We start from the raw sequence: 15,086 nt of genomic DNA on the forward strand, positions 1-15,086 counted from the left end.
GCGGCGCTAATCCAACCCGGGAGCATTGCCAACATGACCCACCGTGGCGGGAAGAACGGAACCAGAACCGTCGCGTTTGTCTGTGGGTTCCGGTAATTCCACGGCACGCCCACCGGCGCTCAGAGCCAAGGGTTTCATCGCAACTGCCGCACTGGTGAGGATGTCTTCGCCCTTCAAAAACGCGTGCGCGCGCACCCCTTTGGTGGCCCGCCCCTTCGGCGGGAAGGCCTGGAGGGCAGTGACTTTTGCTCGCCCCGGCCCGACACCGCTCAGAGCCGAGGAGCTTGAGGAGATTGTCACAACCTGAGCGTCTTCGCTGTAGGCCGTGTGGAAAGAAATCACCTCGTGGCCCTCTGACAGGCTGATCCCTGTCATGCCGCCAGCACTTGGCCCCTGAGGGCGGACCGCTTGGGCCGGGAAACGAAGCAGTTGCGCGTCATCGGTGATGAAACACAACCAATCTTCATCGGCGACCATACCCACCCCCACGACCTGATCGTCGGGTTTCAGGGAAATGAGGTGTTGCGAGGTTTTCTGGGGGAGTGCAGCCAGTTCAACCCGTTTCACTACGCCCTGGCGGGTGCCTAAGGCGATCACCGGGGCTTTTTCACCCAACGGGAAAGCGCCCAACACCCGAACACCCTTGTCCGCACCGACGAACCCCGCGAGATCCACACCGTCTTTCGGTGTGATTTTCTCCGCACTGAGGGCGGGGAACTCTCCGGGCTCAACGGTGATGACTTGGCCGTCTGAGAGGACCACACCGACGGGGCTTCGTGTGGAAGTGCGCCACTGCGCCAGCAGAGCATCGTGGCTTAAACGAGCCCGTGGGGTAGTGAACTCATCTCCATCTATTCGTGCTGCTAACCCGGTTGCCGTGAGGATTAGCACGCAGGGGGCGTCTTGGCGCTCCAGAGATGTTGGGGTGCGAGTGGCTTTGGGAGTGGGGACGGGTTCATCTTCCGCGGACCTGATCTCGGTGCGTCGCGGGGAATCAAAGCGCCTCGATGTTTCGCCCAATTCGTGGCCCACCAGGTCACGAATTGCTTGAGGGTCGGCCAGTAGTGCTTCAAGGGCCTCAATGTCGGCGACAAGTTCGTCTCGTTCAGTTTCCAATTCGATTCGCGAAAATTTGGTCAACCGGCGAAGACGCAACTCAAGAATGTATTCGGCTTGGATTTCGGTGAGATCGAACACACTTTGCAGGGTGGCTTTTGCGGCAGCGGAATCATCTGACGATCGGATGACATGAATCACTTCGTCAATGTCAACGATGGCGATTAGGAGACCCTCGACGAGGTGTAGTCGGTCACGTTTCTTGCCTAAACGGAACGTGCTGCGCCTGGTGGTCACCGAAATTCTGTGGTCGATGTACACCTGGAGGAGCTCACGTAAGCCCATCGTGCGAGGTTGCCCCTCGACAAGCGCGACGTTATTGATCGAGAAACTCTCCTCGAGAGGAGTGAGTCGGTAGAGAGCCTGGAGAACAAGCTGTGGGTCAAAACCCGATTTCACGGTGATGACCAAACGTAAACCGTGTTGCCGGTCGGTGAGATCGTTGACGTCGCTGATGCCCTGGATCTTTTTATTAATGACGCCGTCTTTGATTTTCTCAATGACCCGTTCGGGCCCCACGAGGTAGGGAAGTTCGGTTACCACCAGCCCTTGACTTCTCGGGCCTACCTGTTCGATGGACACCCGGGCCCTCGTTTTGAAGCTCCCGCGTCCGACCTGATAGGCCTCAGCAATTCCTTCGGTGCCCACAATGATCCCGCCACCCGGCAGGTCAGGTCCGGGCACAAACCCCATCAGCTCTTCGGTGCTGGCGTCGGGGTGGTCGATGAGGTGGCGGGCCGCGTTAATCACCTCTCCGAGGTTGTGCGGAGCCATATTTGTCGCCATTCCCACGGCGATACCGCTTGCGCCATTGACTAACAGCGCGGGAATAGCGGCGGGTAGTACGGACGGTTGGGTCAGCTGGTTGTCGTAGTTGGGAACAAAATCCACAACATCTTCATCGATTTCGCCCACCATTTGAACGGCTTCTTCGCGCAGCCGAGCTTCGGTGTACCGCGCCGCCGCCGGCCCGTCATCGGGGGATCCGAAGTTCCCGTGACCGTCCACAAAAGGCACCCGCATGGTGAAAGGCTGAGCCAAGCGGACAAGCGCGTCATAGATGGCACTATCACCGTGAGGGTGGAGCTTTCCCATCACTTCGCCGACAACTCGAGCGGATTTGACGTGCCCGCGTTCGGGAAGCAGCCCCATTTGAGCCATTTGGTAGAGGATGCGCCTCTGCACAGGTTTCAGGCCGTCGCGGGCATCCGGCAGTGCGCGCTGGTAAATCACCGAATAGGCGTATTCCAAAAACGAGTCCGACATCTCGTCAGAGAGGTCAATATCAACGATCCGGTCATCGGGTTCATGGTCCCTGCCGGTGGGAGCCGGGGGAGAGGGGGGAGGAGTCATAAGATGGCGCCTATGTTACCGGGGCATCGAGAGCCAACGCGGAGCCTGGCCGATGTCTCTGAAGAACTCGTCGGAGGACTCGCTGACAACCTGGTCGATCATTCACTGCGGGCATCAAAAGTCACTTTTGTCGTCATTGACGGTCTCGGGGCACAACTCATCGAGCAGCATTCTGGGCACGCCCGGGTGCTTCACAGAGCGTTGGTGGAACACGGCGAGGTGATTTCGTCTGGCTTGCCCTCCACTACGGCGGCAGCGCTTGCCAGCATCACGACGGGTCGGCACTCCGGTGAGCACGGACTGCTCGGCTACTGCGTGCGTGACCCGGAATCCAAGGCGTTGGTGAACCACCTGAAGCCCTACCCGGCGGGGGTGACCTCGCGCAACTGGCAACCGACCCCCACCCATTTCGAACGCCTAGGTGAGCGCGGTGTGGTCTCGTTGGCGGTGGGGGAAGAACGGTTTGTCGGAACCGACTTTAGTGAGTCGATTTTGCGGGGGGCCGAGTTTGTGGCCTCGCATACTCTGGACGGGCACCTTCAGGCCTATCGATCCTTTTGGGATCAATACGACCAAGGCTTCGCCTACCTTTACTGGCCCGGATTGGATCGGGTCGGCCATCAGCGGGGAGTGGACAGCGTCGGGTGGCGGGATTCCCTGGAGGCCATCGATTCGTTTATCGCCACACTGTGGTCCATGGTCGCCCCTGATGAGCAGGTTGTGGTCTTAGCCGACCACGGAATGGTTGACGTGAGAGGGGCAGATCAGTGGATCTTGCCTGCGGAGCATCCCGTGCGCTCGGGTATCGCGGCCTGGGCGGGCGAGCCTCGATGTGCTCACCTGTATCTTCACGACCCTGCAGAAGCGTCGGTAATTGGGCGCGAACTTCAAACCGAACTAGTGTCACGCGCGAGTGTTCTCACCCACGAAGAGGTGATGTCACAAGACATTTTTGGCCCAGTCCCCGCGGCACACGCGGGACGGATCGGTGACCTTGTTCTTTTTGCCGAAGGCAATAGTGCCCTCTACGACGAGGCGACATTGAGCCTGCAGTCTCTTCAAATGGTCGGCCAACACGGTTCCTGGAGTGCCGCCGAAGTGCGTGTGCCCGCTATTACCTTGCCCAGTCAGCGGGGTTAGGCAGGGTCGTCACCAGGTTTGGTGCCAAAGACGATGTCATCCCAGCTGGGCATGTTGGGTCGTCCGCGTTTAGGCCTTGGTTTTTGTGGTGCCTCTGCGTCCGGGCCTTCTTCGGAGCCTTCAGGGGAAGCCGAAACGTTGTGTGCTGGCTCTTCTCGGGGCACTTCACCGGTCCCGGGGAAGAAATGGATCGAGGCCGTTTTTTCACTGGCGTGTACCTCTGGTTCGGCGTCCTCGTCAGGAACGAGCCGAATGCTTCCGGTCGACGGGTGGTTACTGCGAGAAAGGTCTTCACCCTCAGGCGCCGGTTCCCGCTCTCCTCGTCGACGCCGAAGTGCTTCCAGAAGGTCTGCTGTTTCATTACTCGCGGGGGAATCAGCGTCGTCGGAGTCGTGTGGTGTCGGCTGGCCTGACAGTGCCGAGGTTTTTCCGTATGCCACGGGCTCCAACAGGGGCCCAGTGTCCGATAGTGGCATGTTGTCAAAAATTTCGGAATCGAAGCGTTCTCCGGCGGGGCTATCGTCGGTGGCGACGACCGGCCGAAGTCTTGGAATCAATGGTCCCTGAATGGGTTCGGGTTGAGACAGCGTGGTGGCGTCGTCGTTCAGGGGCACAAGCAGTTGTTTGCGCGGTTCAAATGACCACATCGCCTGATGCTCGACTGTGTTTTCGGTGAAGCGCACTTCAACTCGCCAACCCGTTTCTTCCTTCCAGGCTGACCATGTGGCGTCGTGTGCGCCCAAATCTCCGAGTCGTTGCCGGACAGACTCACCAAAACTGACGTGCCTGTCGCGATCACCCAAGGGGTGTTCGATTTGGATGGCCTGAGCTTGCTGGGCAATGTACTCGCGCTCAGCGACAACTGGGCCCTCAAATAGGGTCACGTAATCAAGCGTTTCGCCTGTTAAATCGGCGACCTGCTGGGAGCTCAGACCCCTGCGAATGTGGGCTTGGATTTCCCTGGGAGACACTTTGCTTGCCTGTGCCGGGCGGGACATCGATGGTTTGCGAAGGGCGTTGTGAAGAGCTTCGTCGACGGGAATAATGAACCGCTCACCCGAATCGGACACCACGATGAGTCGGTCTTCCTCTACTCCGATGACTTGTAGGGTGCGCATCCGACCTCCAGGTGGCGTTGTCACTAGGATGTCACGGCTGCATGAACCATGGATGATTTTTGTTCAGCGTGGCGAAAACGGGAATAATCCTTCTCGCTTGCGTGTTGCTGAGCGTAATTGTTCAATATCCAGGGAAACTCTAGGGGTTAGCGAGCACACTGGTGCTTCGTATTGTCTAGACAGGAAAGGTGAGGGAGTCACGCGAGATGGCCACGGACTACGACGCACCGCGCAAGGGAGAAGAGGAAACTGAATCTATTCAGGCCCTCCAAGAGCGTGTACCTGATTCGCTAAGCGGTTCGGTTGACGCCGATGATGCTGATAACCCGGGCAGTGTGGAACTCGCGGGTCAAGACCTCGCCAACATCGAGCTCGATGTCGTGGTGCTCCCACCCCAAGAAGACGAATTTACGTGCGTCGAATGCTTCCTTGTGAAACACCGCTCGCAACGGGACCACGACACCAAACTCGGTCCAGTGTGTCGCGAATGCTCCTCCTAGGTCACATCTGACGATTCAGGGTTGAACGCCCTCACCTCGAGGTCAGACGCGCAGTGATGGACTCAGCGCGAGGGGTTGTGTCGCTGCGGGTTGCTCTGTGCCCGCGGAGTGCACTGTGCCATGGCCCCGAGGGTTTTAATGGTGGGCTGTGTAGCCCTTTAGTCGTGGCGGCTTAGGAGGTCGGAGAGTTGTTCCGGGCGTCTTGTGGAAATCAGCCAATACGGGGTGGGGTCACGGGGGTCGTTTAAGTGAACGCGGACCACCGGAGTGATCCACGGGCGCATCACAAGAAATGCTCTCGCATCTAAGTCGATACCTTTCGCGGCCCGTGCACCTTGAGCGTCAATGGGTTCGCAGCGGGTAATAAATCGCCGTTCAATATGGGCACGGCCCGCGTAGAGAAAATCTTCGTCGAGACGGACTGTCGGGGCACCCCACCACAGCAAGCCGACAAGCCCGAACCAGATCGCTACTCCGACGACAAAGCCCAGAGCGAGATTCAACGGCAGGAAGATCAACACGCTGGTGGGAACGGCAAGAAACAACGCCAGAACGAGCCACCACGCAGGGGTCAACCGTTCATGAAACAGGTGCACACCCTTATTCGACCACGTATAACCTGGGAACGTGGACCAGAAAAATAGTGTCGAGATTCTCGTCGTGGGGCAGCCACCCCGCTATGCGCATCCCGGTGATGCAGGAATGGACCTTGTTTCCCGTATCGAGTGTGAACTGCCGCCGCTGGCGAGACAGCTGGTGCCCACCGGCCTGTCGATCGCTCTGCCTGCAGGTTACTTAGGGTGGGTGACGCCGCGCAGTGGGTTGGCAATTCGCCACGGAATTTCCATGGTCAACGCACCCGGAATTATCGACGCGGGCTTCCGCGGAGAAATCCAGGTCGTGTTGTGGAACACTGATGCCACAACCCCGTTTGTGGTTCGCGCCGGTGACCGTATTGCCCAGTTAGTGATTACCCAGCACAGTGTGGCGCGAATGCTAGAGGTCGACTCTCTTCCCGGTTCGCATCGGGGTGACGGAGGGTTTGGCTCCACTGGCGTTGCGGGCAAGGCAGGAGAGTAAACAGTGACTGATATTTCCACCACACTCGATAGTGATGACTTTGACTACCCGAAGTCGGCCCCGGCGGATCGTTCGGCGCGTGGCCCCTTAGACGACCAAGAGGCCGGCAGCGTAAAGCCCGCCATCGATTTGGGCGCTTTGCGGGTTGAGCCGCGTCGCGGGTTGCAGATGCGTTTAGAGGTCGAGAAAAACACGAACCGTGTGGTGGCGGTGACCCTGGAATATCAGGGCTCTAGCGTGCAGGTCCAACCTTTTGCCGCCCCTCGGTCCAGCGGTTTATGGTTGGGGATCCGGGAGCAAATTGCGGGTCAAGTGGCCAAACAGGGCGGCAAGGTGGAGAACAGGGATGGCCAGTTTGGCCCTGAACTTCTGGCCAATGTGCCTGTCCAGTCGGCCCAGGGATATTCCACACGGACCGTGAGATTTATTGGTGTCGACGGACCCCGCTGGTTTCTGAGGGGGGTAATCAGTGGTCCGGCCGCATCAGATCCGGTTGCTGCTGAGACGATTCACGAAATTTTTCGGGGAATTGTTGTTGTCCGCGGAAACACCCCAATGCCCCCCCGAGAATTGTTGGGACTTCGAGCACCAGAATCATCCGCCGGTACTACTGGTGGTGTGCCCCCAGCTGCGCCTGGGGGAGCACAAGCCTCGTGAGTAACCCGGAGCCCAGCGGCCTGAGCGATGCCTTTCGCTCCGGTCTGGAGCGCTCACCGTTCGCCTCAATAGAGCCTGGGGCAACACCGACGGGGAGAGACGTCTGGGCGGCGTTGGGAGGAAAGCGCGGCGTGATTGAGTCGCTGCTTCCCGGATTGGTCTTCTTAGTGGTCTATACGCTCACTCAGTCGTTGTGGTGGTCGGTGTTGACTCCTCTCGCGGCTTCTGTGGGTTTCATTCTCGCCAGACTGATCCAGAAAAGCCCCATCCAGCCGGCTTTGATTGGTCTGGTCGGTGTGGCCCTGTCGGCTTTTGTGGCCATTGTCTCGGGGCGACCAGAGAACAATTTCGTGTTGGGCCTGTGGGTGAACGCTATTTCGCTGGGTGTGATCCTGGGTTCGTTTCTGTTTAGGCGCCCCATCATCGGGGTCATTGCGGGAATTCTCGTGGGGGACGATCAGTGGCACCAACATCGCGCCCGGTTTGCGATGGCCTCGGTGGCGACACTGTTGTGGGCGGGAATGTTTGGGCTGCGGTTGCTGGTCCAAGTGCCTCTTTATTGGGCTGGAGAACCCGCTGTTCAAGCACTTGCCACAGCGAAACTGGTGATGGGAGTGCCCCTGTACGGGTTGACCTTGTGGTTGACATGGTTGTTGTTGCGCTCGGTGTACCGACCTCAAACGGACACTCCCGAGTGATAGAATTAGCTTCACGTAAAGATAATTAAGTGGGAGGACGACGATGGCGAGCCTGAACAGCTTGGGCGCACGAGACACGCTGACGGTCGGAGGAGTCGATTACGAGATTTACCGCATCGACGCCGTCGAGGGGGCGGCGAACCTGCCGTTTAGTTTGAAAGTACTCGTTGAAAACCTTCTACGCACCGAAGACGGCGCCAACATCACCGCCGATCAAATCCGCTCGCTGGGTAGTTGGGATGCGGCAGCCGAGCCGTCAAAAGAAATCCAATACACACCAGCTCGGGTTGTTCTTCAGGACTTCACCGGTGTGCCCTGCATCGTGGACCTCGCGACCATGCGTGAAGCAATTGTTGACCTGGGTGGCGACCCCAACAAAGTCAACCCCCTGTCACCGGCTGAGCTGGTCATCGACCACTCCGTCATTGCTGACCTGTTTGGTAGTGAGGATGCCCTAGAGCGAAACGTCGACATCGAATACGAACGAAACGCTGAGCGCTACCAGTTCCTACGTTGGGGTCAAACGGCTTTTGAAAACTTCAAAGTGGTGCCTCCGGGTACCGGAATTGTGCACCAGGTCAACATCGAACACCTCGCCAAGGTGGTCTATTCGCGTGAGGTAGACGGAACACTCCAAGCCTTCCCAGACACCTGCGTTGGCACCGACTCCCACACCACAATGGTCAACGGCCTCGGCGTATTAGGTTGGGGTGTCGGTGGCATCGAAGCGGAGGCGGCCATGCTCGGCCAGCCGGTCTCTATGCTGATTCCGCGGGTAGTGGGTTTCAAACTCACCGGCTCCATTCCCACTGGAGTGACAGCAACCGATGTGGTCTTGACCATTACTCAGATGCTTCGCCAGCACGGAGTGGTCGGCAAATTTGTGGAGTTTTACGGTGCCGGTGTCTCCGAAGTTCCCCTCGCGAACCGAGCGACCATCGGGAACATGAGCCCCGAGTTTGGCTCCACAGCCGCAATGTTCCCCGTAGACCGGGTGACCCTGGACTACCTGGCGCTCACGGGACGAGACTCCGCACAAATCGACCTCGTCGAAGCGTATGCAAAAGCCCAAGGCCTGTGGCACGACGCTGAGCGCGAACCGGTTTTCAGCGAGTATCTCGAGCTTGACCTTGGAACTGTCGTGCCAAGCATTGCTGGGCCGAGGCGACCTCAAGATCGCATCGAAGTATCCCGTGCGAAAGAGCAATTTGCTCACGACCTTCCCGACTACGTGAAGCCGGGACACACTGGCGATCGTGTGCCGGTGAGCGTAAAAGGCGATGCGTTCGACTTGGAAAATGGTGCCGTCACCATTGCGGCAATCACTTCGTGCACCAACACATCAAACCCCTCGGTGATGCTGGCTGCTGGCCTACTGGCCAGAAATGCACGCCAAAAGGGTCTCAAATCGAAGCCGTGGGTGAAAACGACCCTCGCACCGGGTTCAAAAGTCGTCACCGACTACTACGAAAAAGCCGGGCTCATGGATGATTTGGAAAACCTCGGTTTTTACCTCGTCGGGTACGGTTGCACCACGTGTATCGGAAACTCTGGACCTCTCGATGAGGAAATATCCGAAGCGATCAACGACCACGACCTCGCGGTGACAGCGGTGCTCTCGGGTAACCGAAACTTTGAGGGGCGCATCAACCCGGACGTCAAAATGAACTATTTGGCTAGCCCGCCCCTAGTAATCGCCTACGCACTAGCGGGCACTATGAACTTTGACTTCGACAACGAGCCTTTGGGTACCGACTCGTCGGGGTCGCCCATTTACTTGAAGGACATTTGGCCAAGTGCCCAAGAGGTTCAAGAAACCATCGATAGTTCAATCGACACCGGAATGTTTGATAAGGAATATGCTTCCGTGTTCGAAGGCGATGAGCGTTGGCGTTCGCTGCCGACACCGACCGGTGACACCTTTGACTGGGATGCTGAATCCACTTACGTGAGAAAACCCCCCTACTTCGACGGCATGGAGGCCCAGCCGAAGGCTGTGACCGACATTGCTGACGCACGGGTGTTGGCTTTGTTGGGTGACTCGGTCACGACCGACCACATTTCGCCTGCCGGTTCGATCCGTGCAGACAGTCCTGCAGGCCACTACCTGCAAAGCCACGGCATTGATCGGTTGAACTTCAACTCCTACGGTTCGCGTCGGGGTAACCACGAGGTGATGATTCGAGGGACCTTCGCCAACATTCGCCTGAAGAACCTTCTACTCGACGGCGTTGAAGGCGGATACACCAGAGACTTCACCACCGCAGAGGGCGAACAGAGTTTTATCTTTGACGCGGCCGAGGCCTACCAAAAGGAGAACACTGCACTGGTGGTGTTAGCCGGAAAAGAATACGGTTCCGGCTCCTCACGTGACTGGGCAGCCAAAGGCACCAGCTTGCTGGGCGTGAAAGCGGTCATTGCGGAGAGTTTTGAGCGCATTCACCGCTCCAACCTCATCGGCATGGGTGTCATTCCTCTGCAGTTCCCGGCTGGGCAGAACGCGGAATCTTTGGGTCTAGATGGCACCGAAGTGTTCGACATCGTAGGGATTGAGTCACTCAATGAAGGCTCAACACCCGCGACAGTGAGTGTGACGGCGACCCCCAGTGCGCACTCGGCACCAGGGCGCACACCGGTTCAGTTTGATGCGATTGTCCGCATCGACACCCCTGGCGAGGCGGACTACTACCGAAACGGCGGAATTCTTCCCTACGTCCTGCGTCAACTGGTCTAACTCGCGCACGCGGGTCTGGCATTTTTCAAGCTGCGAGGCATACCCTGGAGAGATGGCATTGCTCGATTCGATTCATTCCCCGGAGGACCTTCGCGGTCTTGATTCTCGTGAACTGGGCCAGCTCGCAGAAGAAATACGCGAGTTCCTGGTTCGAGAGGTCGCCCAGTCGGGCGGGCACCTGGGACCCAATTTGGGTGTTGTTGAGCTGACCATTGCGATTCACCGCATGTTCCACTCGCCCAAGGATCCGATTATTTGGGACACCGGTCATCAGTCGTATGTCCACAAAATCCTCACCGGTCGGCGCGATTTTTCGAAACTTCGACAACGCGACGGTTTGGCCGGGTATCCCCAGCGCAGTGAATCCGAGCACGACATCGTGGAAAGCTCCCACGCGTCAAGTTCGCTCAGTTGGGCTGACGGTATTTCGAGAGCCTTCCAGGTACAAGGAGATGACGAACGTTTTGTGGTCGCTGTGGTGGGTGATGGAGCCCTCACAGGCGGTATGACGTGGGAAGCGCTGAACAACATTTCCCACGACAATAAAAGAAACCTTGTCCTAGTGGTCAACGACAACGGGCGGTCTTATGCGCCCACTATCGGTGGAATCGCCAGGTTCCTCGGCGGGATTCGCACCCAAAAGTCTTACCGAATTTTCCGCGGCAGCAGTGAAGCGTTCTTCAGCTTCTTCGGCGCCCCCGGGAAAGCGATTTACCGCGGTATCCGCGGAGGCGTGCGCGGGTTTGTGGCGCGTTTTGCCAACAACGAGGCGCTCTATTCCAACCTAGATATTAAATATGTGGGCCCCATCGATGGCCACAATCTGGCCGACCTGGAAAAAGCTTTCGCTCAGGCCAAGGCCTACTCGCAACCGGTCATTGTGCACGTGATTACCGAAAAAGGTCGCGGTTTTGCGCCAGCGGTTGCTGACGAAGCCGACCAGTTTCACGCGGTGGGCCAAATCGACCCCGTGACAGGCCTCTCCACGGGATCGTCGGGTTCGGTGGGCTGGACTCAGGTGTTCTCGGAAGCAATGGTTGAGCAGGCCCAACGAAATGACAAAGTGGTGGGCATTACCGCGGCGATGCTACGGCCCACGGGTCTCTACGAAATGTCTCAGCGTTTCCCTGGGCGAGTGTTGGATGTCGGTATTGCGGAGCAGCACGCCGTGACCAGCGCAGCCGGGATGGCTTACGGCGGCCTCCACCCCGTGGTCGCGATCTACGCCACGTTTATCAACCGAGCATTCGATCAGGTCTTGATGGATGTCGCGCTCCACAAAGCGGGCGTGACTTTCGTCCTTGATCGTGCTGGTGTGACGGGTCCTGACGGAGCCAGCCATCACGGCATGTGGGACTTGTCCATCCTTCAGGTGGTGCCCGGAATCCGTCTTGCGGCCCCGCGCGACGCCAAGAGGCTGGTGGAAGAACTGGATGAAGCTATTGCGGTGGATGATGCCCCGACAGTGGTTCGCTTCCCTCGTGGCCAAGTAGCCAACGAACTGCCCGCGGTCCGTCGAACCGATGACGGTGTTGACGTGCTAGTCGAAGCCGCGCATAAAGACGTGCTGATTGTGGCGGTCGGCCCAATGGCTCACATGGCGATGGATGTGGCTCACCGTCTCGCCGATCAGGGTATCGGCGCCACGGTTGTTGATCCTCGGTGGGTTGTTCCCGTCCCTTCCAGCGTGGTCGAAATGGCAAGAGACCACCGCATTGTGGCCAGCATCGAAGACGGCACCCGCGTGGGCGGAATCGGAACACGCATCCGCCAAGAACTTCGTCGTGCCGGTGTTGACACAGCGGTCGACGAAATTGGCCTGCCGGATGGTTTCCTCGATCACGCAAGTCGATCGGAAATCTTGGCCGATGTTGGCCTCACCGCCCAAGAGATTGCGCGAAACCTGGTCGCCCAGGTTCTCGGCACAAAAGTTCCCGTCGCCAGGCCGCTACCTGATTCCGGTGATGAAGAACTCTCCACCGAACAGCAATCGCTGTCGGAATCGACCGAGTAAGACCATCAACAGGCAGTAGGGTTTCCCCCCACTCCGCTACCGCAGTGCGGGGCAATGCGCATTTCTAGTGTGTGGCTGCTACTTCGTCAATAGTGGCAGCTTGGCGAAACGCTTCAACCAGCAGGGGGACAACCAGGTCACGCTGCCAACGCCTCGCACCAAGTTGTTCCAGTTGGCCGTCAATAGCGCTCGGGTGCGAAGGGTCGTGCGGTGCGTAACAAATCCGCCGAAGGTATTCCGGAGTGAGAATGTTCTCCGCGGGGATAGTGATGCGCTCTCCCGCTCGTTGAATGAGGTCCCTCGCCAGCACGTAGCGCCGATGGGCCTCAGGGGCTTTATCGAGCCATGCCCGTGGGGGTGGAAGGGTGTCCCCAGAGCCACGGAGTGCGGGCAGTTCCTGCGTTGCCATGCCTTCACGTATCGCTGCCCACCACCTCGGGGCTTCACTTCTGCTGGCACGACCGTGGAAGTTTTTTAACCCAACAAGCTCTGCTTGTGAGCTAGGCCGCTCCATCGCCGCGTGCACAATGGAGCGATCAGGGAGTAGTCGGCCAGGAGACACATCTTGTGCTTTCGCAAACTCTTCTCGAGCAAGCCAGAGTTCTCTGGCGATGGCGAGCCCGCGTGCCCCTCGAACTTGGTGCAGGCCAGACAGTCGACGCCAGGGTTCCGCTCTTGCAGCTGCAGGGGGTTCATGGATGATTGCGTTGAATTCCTCGGTCGCAAAATCTATCTTCCCGGCCTGTTCGAGAGTGCGCCAAATCGCGTCGCGAAGGTCTGGCAGTACTTCAACGTCCAGGGCTGCATAGTTCAACCAACTCTCTGGCAGTGGCCTGGTGGACCAATCTGCAGCAGAGTGCTCCTTGGCCAGTTGAACTCCCAAAAGATCCTCAACTGAACCCTGCAATCCCACGCGAGGTAGCCCGGCAAGGCGGGCACCCAATTCGGTGTCAAACAACCGCGTGGGGGACATACCCACCTCTCGCAGGCTCGCAAGATCTTGGCGAGCAGCGTGGAGAACCCACTCTTGGTCGCCAAAACGAGTGGTGAAGCCGCTGAGGTCGGGAAGGTGAAGAGGATCAACGAGAAAGTTTGTGCCACCCCGTCGATAAATTTGCACCAAATAGGCCCTTTGGGAGTAGCGGAAACCACTGGCCCGTTCCACATCGAGGGCAATCGGTCCTGACCCGGCCTCGATTACATCCAGAACTTTTTTCCACGCATCTTCCGACGTGATGACTTTTAAGCCGTGATCCGGCGACGCAAGGCGGCGAAGACTGCTCTCTGGGGGCTCCGGGTGGCTCTCGTTCATCGATGACGCCCCGGATGAAGGGCCGTGACGCCTTCAACCTGAGGGGGCAAACCGGCCAACATTCCCACAAACTCCGCCCAGGCTTCCACGTGGGAGCCCAACCTGTCTCCGTCTGGAGACCAGGAGACACGCATCTCGATTTCAGTACCCACCTGGTCGGACTCAAGTTCGCCAAACCCGGTGGAAATTATTGTGCTCGCGGTACCCGCCGCTCGGGAAAAAACGGCACCGCGTTGCTCGAGCGCATCCATCAGCCAACTCCACGCCACCTTCGGAAGGAACGGATCTTCACCCATAGATTGGTCCAACGGAGCTTTCGCAAAACACACGGCGCGGAAAGGACCAGACCAGCTGTCAGGTGCTGAAGGGTCGTAGAGGATGACCAGACGGGCCGTGCCGTGGTCGCCGTCTGAAGAACGGGGGTCGATTGTGGCCGACCACGCCTTCGCGTAGGGGGCAATGCCCTCGGGGGCAGGGATATCTGTGACATGAATGTCGTCGCGGAATTCCACTTCGGCGACGGTGCTCAAAGCCCCTTCAAATTCGGGGGGAAAATCATTCTGGGGTGCAGCGCTCATGGGTCAAATCTAAACGCCTTCGTCGGCGCACCCTCGCTAACGCGCCGAGGGAGGTGAAACAGCCTCAAAGACTTCTGGCCGGTGGTAGCGGGTGTACAGGTAGCGCGCATCATCAGTGAACACCGCGCTGGCACTCCACTGCCCCCAGTGTTCCTCCCACCAAGGCAGTGGGGGATGGGATTCAACAAGGGGCGACCGGGTCATCGTGAGCACACACTCATCGACCATTTGCGCATCCAAAAAGGGGCGAACCAACTCCATGCCACCTTCTAGGAAAAGTGAGTGGAACCCCTCGGCGCGGAGGGTGTTCACAATGTCCTGCGGGTTAATCATCGAGGCATCGCCCAATTCCCTGTGCCTGGCAACGCCAGCGTCAAAAAACTGGGTGGGATCGTGTTCGGGGTGTGGCCCGGTGAGTACCAGGACTCCTCCGGAGCGATAACTGGGCTTGGTGATGCGGTGTGCGGCGAGGTCGCCGTGTCGGGAAATAATCACCAGAGGGGCAGTGGGGGGGATGGCTACCGCCTCTGCTCTCACGGTGCGTGCGCCGGTGATTACCGCGCGCGACTGCTCTCGCAGAATGCGAAAAATTTTGCGATCGACCGGATTCGATAACCCTCCGCTCTTTCCTTCACTATCGAGCATGTCCCCACGCGGGGTAGCTACCAACGCCCAACGAATCAGGGTGTCTGACTGGGGCGCAAACCATTGGGCAAGCGTCGTGGCAGCATTCGGATCGTCCATATCGAGCAGTCCGCTAGAGGGGTAGACCTGGTAGAGGTTCAC

Annotated in this window: 13 protein-coding genes; 7 read left to right on the top strand and 6 right to left on the bottom strand. The window is 58.5% G+C overall.

Annotated features, from left to right (window positions below; genetic code table 11):
• Positions 1 to 6: 6 nt before the first annotated feature.
• Positions 7 to 2,469, bottom strand: a complete 2,463-nt coding sequence (locus C3B54_RS04615; protein ID WP_104913452.1) for a DNA gyrase/topoisomerase IV subunit A — start codon at positions 2,467 to 2,469, stop codon at positions 7 to 9.
• 3 nt (positions 2,470 to 2,472) lie between these two features.
• Here C3B54_RS04615 and C3B54_RS04620 point away from each other — a divergent pair, with 3 nt between their 5' ends.
• The gene (locus tag C3B54_RS04620; RefSeq protein ID WP_158665536.1) at positions 2,473 to 3,609 is read left to right on the top strand and encodes an alkaline phosphatase family protein; all 1,137 of its coding nucleotides are present in this window, start codon (positions 2,473 to 2,475) and stop codon (positions 3,607 to 3,609) included.
• Here C3B54_RS04620 and sepH read toward each other — a convergent pair.
• On the bottom strand, positions 3,606 to 4,727 hold the full coding sequence (sepH, locus tag C3B54_RS04625; RefSeq protein WP_104913454.1) for a septation protein SepH: 1,122 nt from the start codon (positions 4,725 to 4,727) through the stop codon (positions 3,606 to 3,608). The genes C3B54_RS04620 and sepH overlap by 4 nt on opposite strands.
• A gap of 206 nt (positions 4,728 to 4,933) precedes the next feature.
• On the opposite strand from sepH, the gene C3B54_RS04630 reads away from it, so the two are divergent.
• Positions 4,934 to 5,227, top strand: a complete 294-nt coding sequence (locus C3B54_RS04630) for a DUF4193 domain-containing protein (protein WP_104913455.1) — start codon at positions 4,934 to 4,936, stop codon at positions 5,225 to 5,227.
• A gap of 158 nt (positions 5,228 to 5,385) precedes the next feature.
• On the opposite strand, the gene C3B54_RS04635 is transcribed toward C3B54_RS04630, so the two are convergent.
• On the bottom strand, positions 5,386 to 5,823 hold the full coding sequence (locus tag C3B54_RS04635; RefSeq protein ID WP_158665537.1) for a DUF3093 domain-containing protein: 438 nt from the start codon (positions 5,821 to 5,823) through the stop codon (positions 5,386 to 5,388).
• 31 nt (positions 5,824 to 5,854) lie between these two features.
• On the opposite strand from C3B54_RS04635, the gene dut reads away from it, so the two are divergent.
• The 5 genes from dut to dxs are packed head-to-tail and all read left to right on the top strand — an operon-like array spanning position 5,855 to position 12,410.
• Positions 5,855 to 6,307 carry a dUTP diphosphatase gene (dut, locus tag C3B54_RS04640; RefSeq protein WP_245867786.1) on the top strand — a complete coding sequence of 151 codons (453 nt, stop codon included), beginning with the start codon at positions 5,855 to 5,857 and terminating at the stop codon, positions 6,305 to 6,307.
• Positions 6,308 to 6,310: 3 nt separating this feature from the next.
• Positions 6,311 to 6,964, top strand: coding sequence for a DUF3710 domain-containing protein (locus C3B54_RS04645; RefSeq protein WP_104913457.1), 654 nt, complete (start codon positions 6,311 to 6,313; stop codon positions 6,962 to 6,964).
• The gene (locus tag C3B54_RS04650; RefSeq protein WP_158665538.1) at positions 6,961 to 7,662 is read left to right on the top strand and encodes a DUF3159 domain-containing protein; all 702 of its coding nucleotides are present in this window, start codon (positions 6,961 to 6,963) and stop codon (positions 7,660 to 7,662) included. The genes C3B54_RS04645 and C3B54_RS04650 overlap by 4 nt, the downstream gene beginning before the upstream one ends.
• Before the next feature lie 43 nt (positions 7,663 to 7,705).
• The gene (gene acnA, locus C3B54_RS04655) at positions 7,706 to 10,396 is read left to right on the top strand and encodes an aconitate hydratase AcnA (RefSeq protein ID WP_104913459.1); all 2,691 of its coding nucleotides are present in this window, start codon (positions 7,706 to 7,708) and stop codon (positions 10,394 to 10,396) included.
• A 52-nt stretch (positions 10,397 to 10,448) separates the two neighbouring features.
• Entirely contained in the window at positions 10,449 to 12,410 is a 1,962-nt protein-coding gene (gene dxs / locus C3B54_RS04660) for a 1-deoxy-D-xylulose-5-phosphate synthase (protein ID WP_104913460.1), read from the top strand.
• A 64-nt stretch (positions 12,411 to 12,474) separates the two neighbouring features.
• Here dxs and C3B54_RS04665 read toward each other — a convergent pair whose 3' ends face one another.
• The 3 genes from C3B54_RS04665 to C3B54_RS04675 are packed head-to-tail and all read right to left on the bottom strand — an operon-like array spanning position 12,475 to position 15,086.
• Positions 12,475 to 13,722 carry an HRDC domain-containing protein gene (locus C3B54_RS04665; RefSeq protein ID WP_104913461.1) on the bottom strand — a complete coding sequence of 416 codons (1,248 nt, stop codon included), beginning with the start codon at positions 13,720 to 13,722 and terminating at the stop codon, positions 12,475 to 12,477.
• A complete protein-coding gene (locus C3B54_RS04670; protein WP_104913462.1) occupies positions 13,719 to 14,300 on the bottom strand; it encodes a DUF3000 domain-containing protein in 582 nt (193 codons plus the stop codon). The genes C3B54_RS04665 and C3B54_RS04670 overlap by 4 nt, the downstream gene beginning before the upstream one ends.
• 36 nt (positions 14,301 to 14,336) lie before the next feature.
• Complete coding sequence (locus C3B54_RS04675; RefSeq protein WP_104913463.1) at positions 14,337 to 15,086, bottom strand: RibD family protein; 750 nt, start codon at positions 15,084 to 15,086, stop codon at positions 14,337 to 14,339.

This window comes from Pontimonas salivibrio (assembly GCF_002950575.1).
GTDB classification, from domain to species: domain Bacteria; phylum Actinomycetota; class Actinomycetes; order Actinomycetales; family Microbacteriaceae; genus Pontimonas; species Pontimonas salivibrio.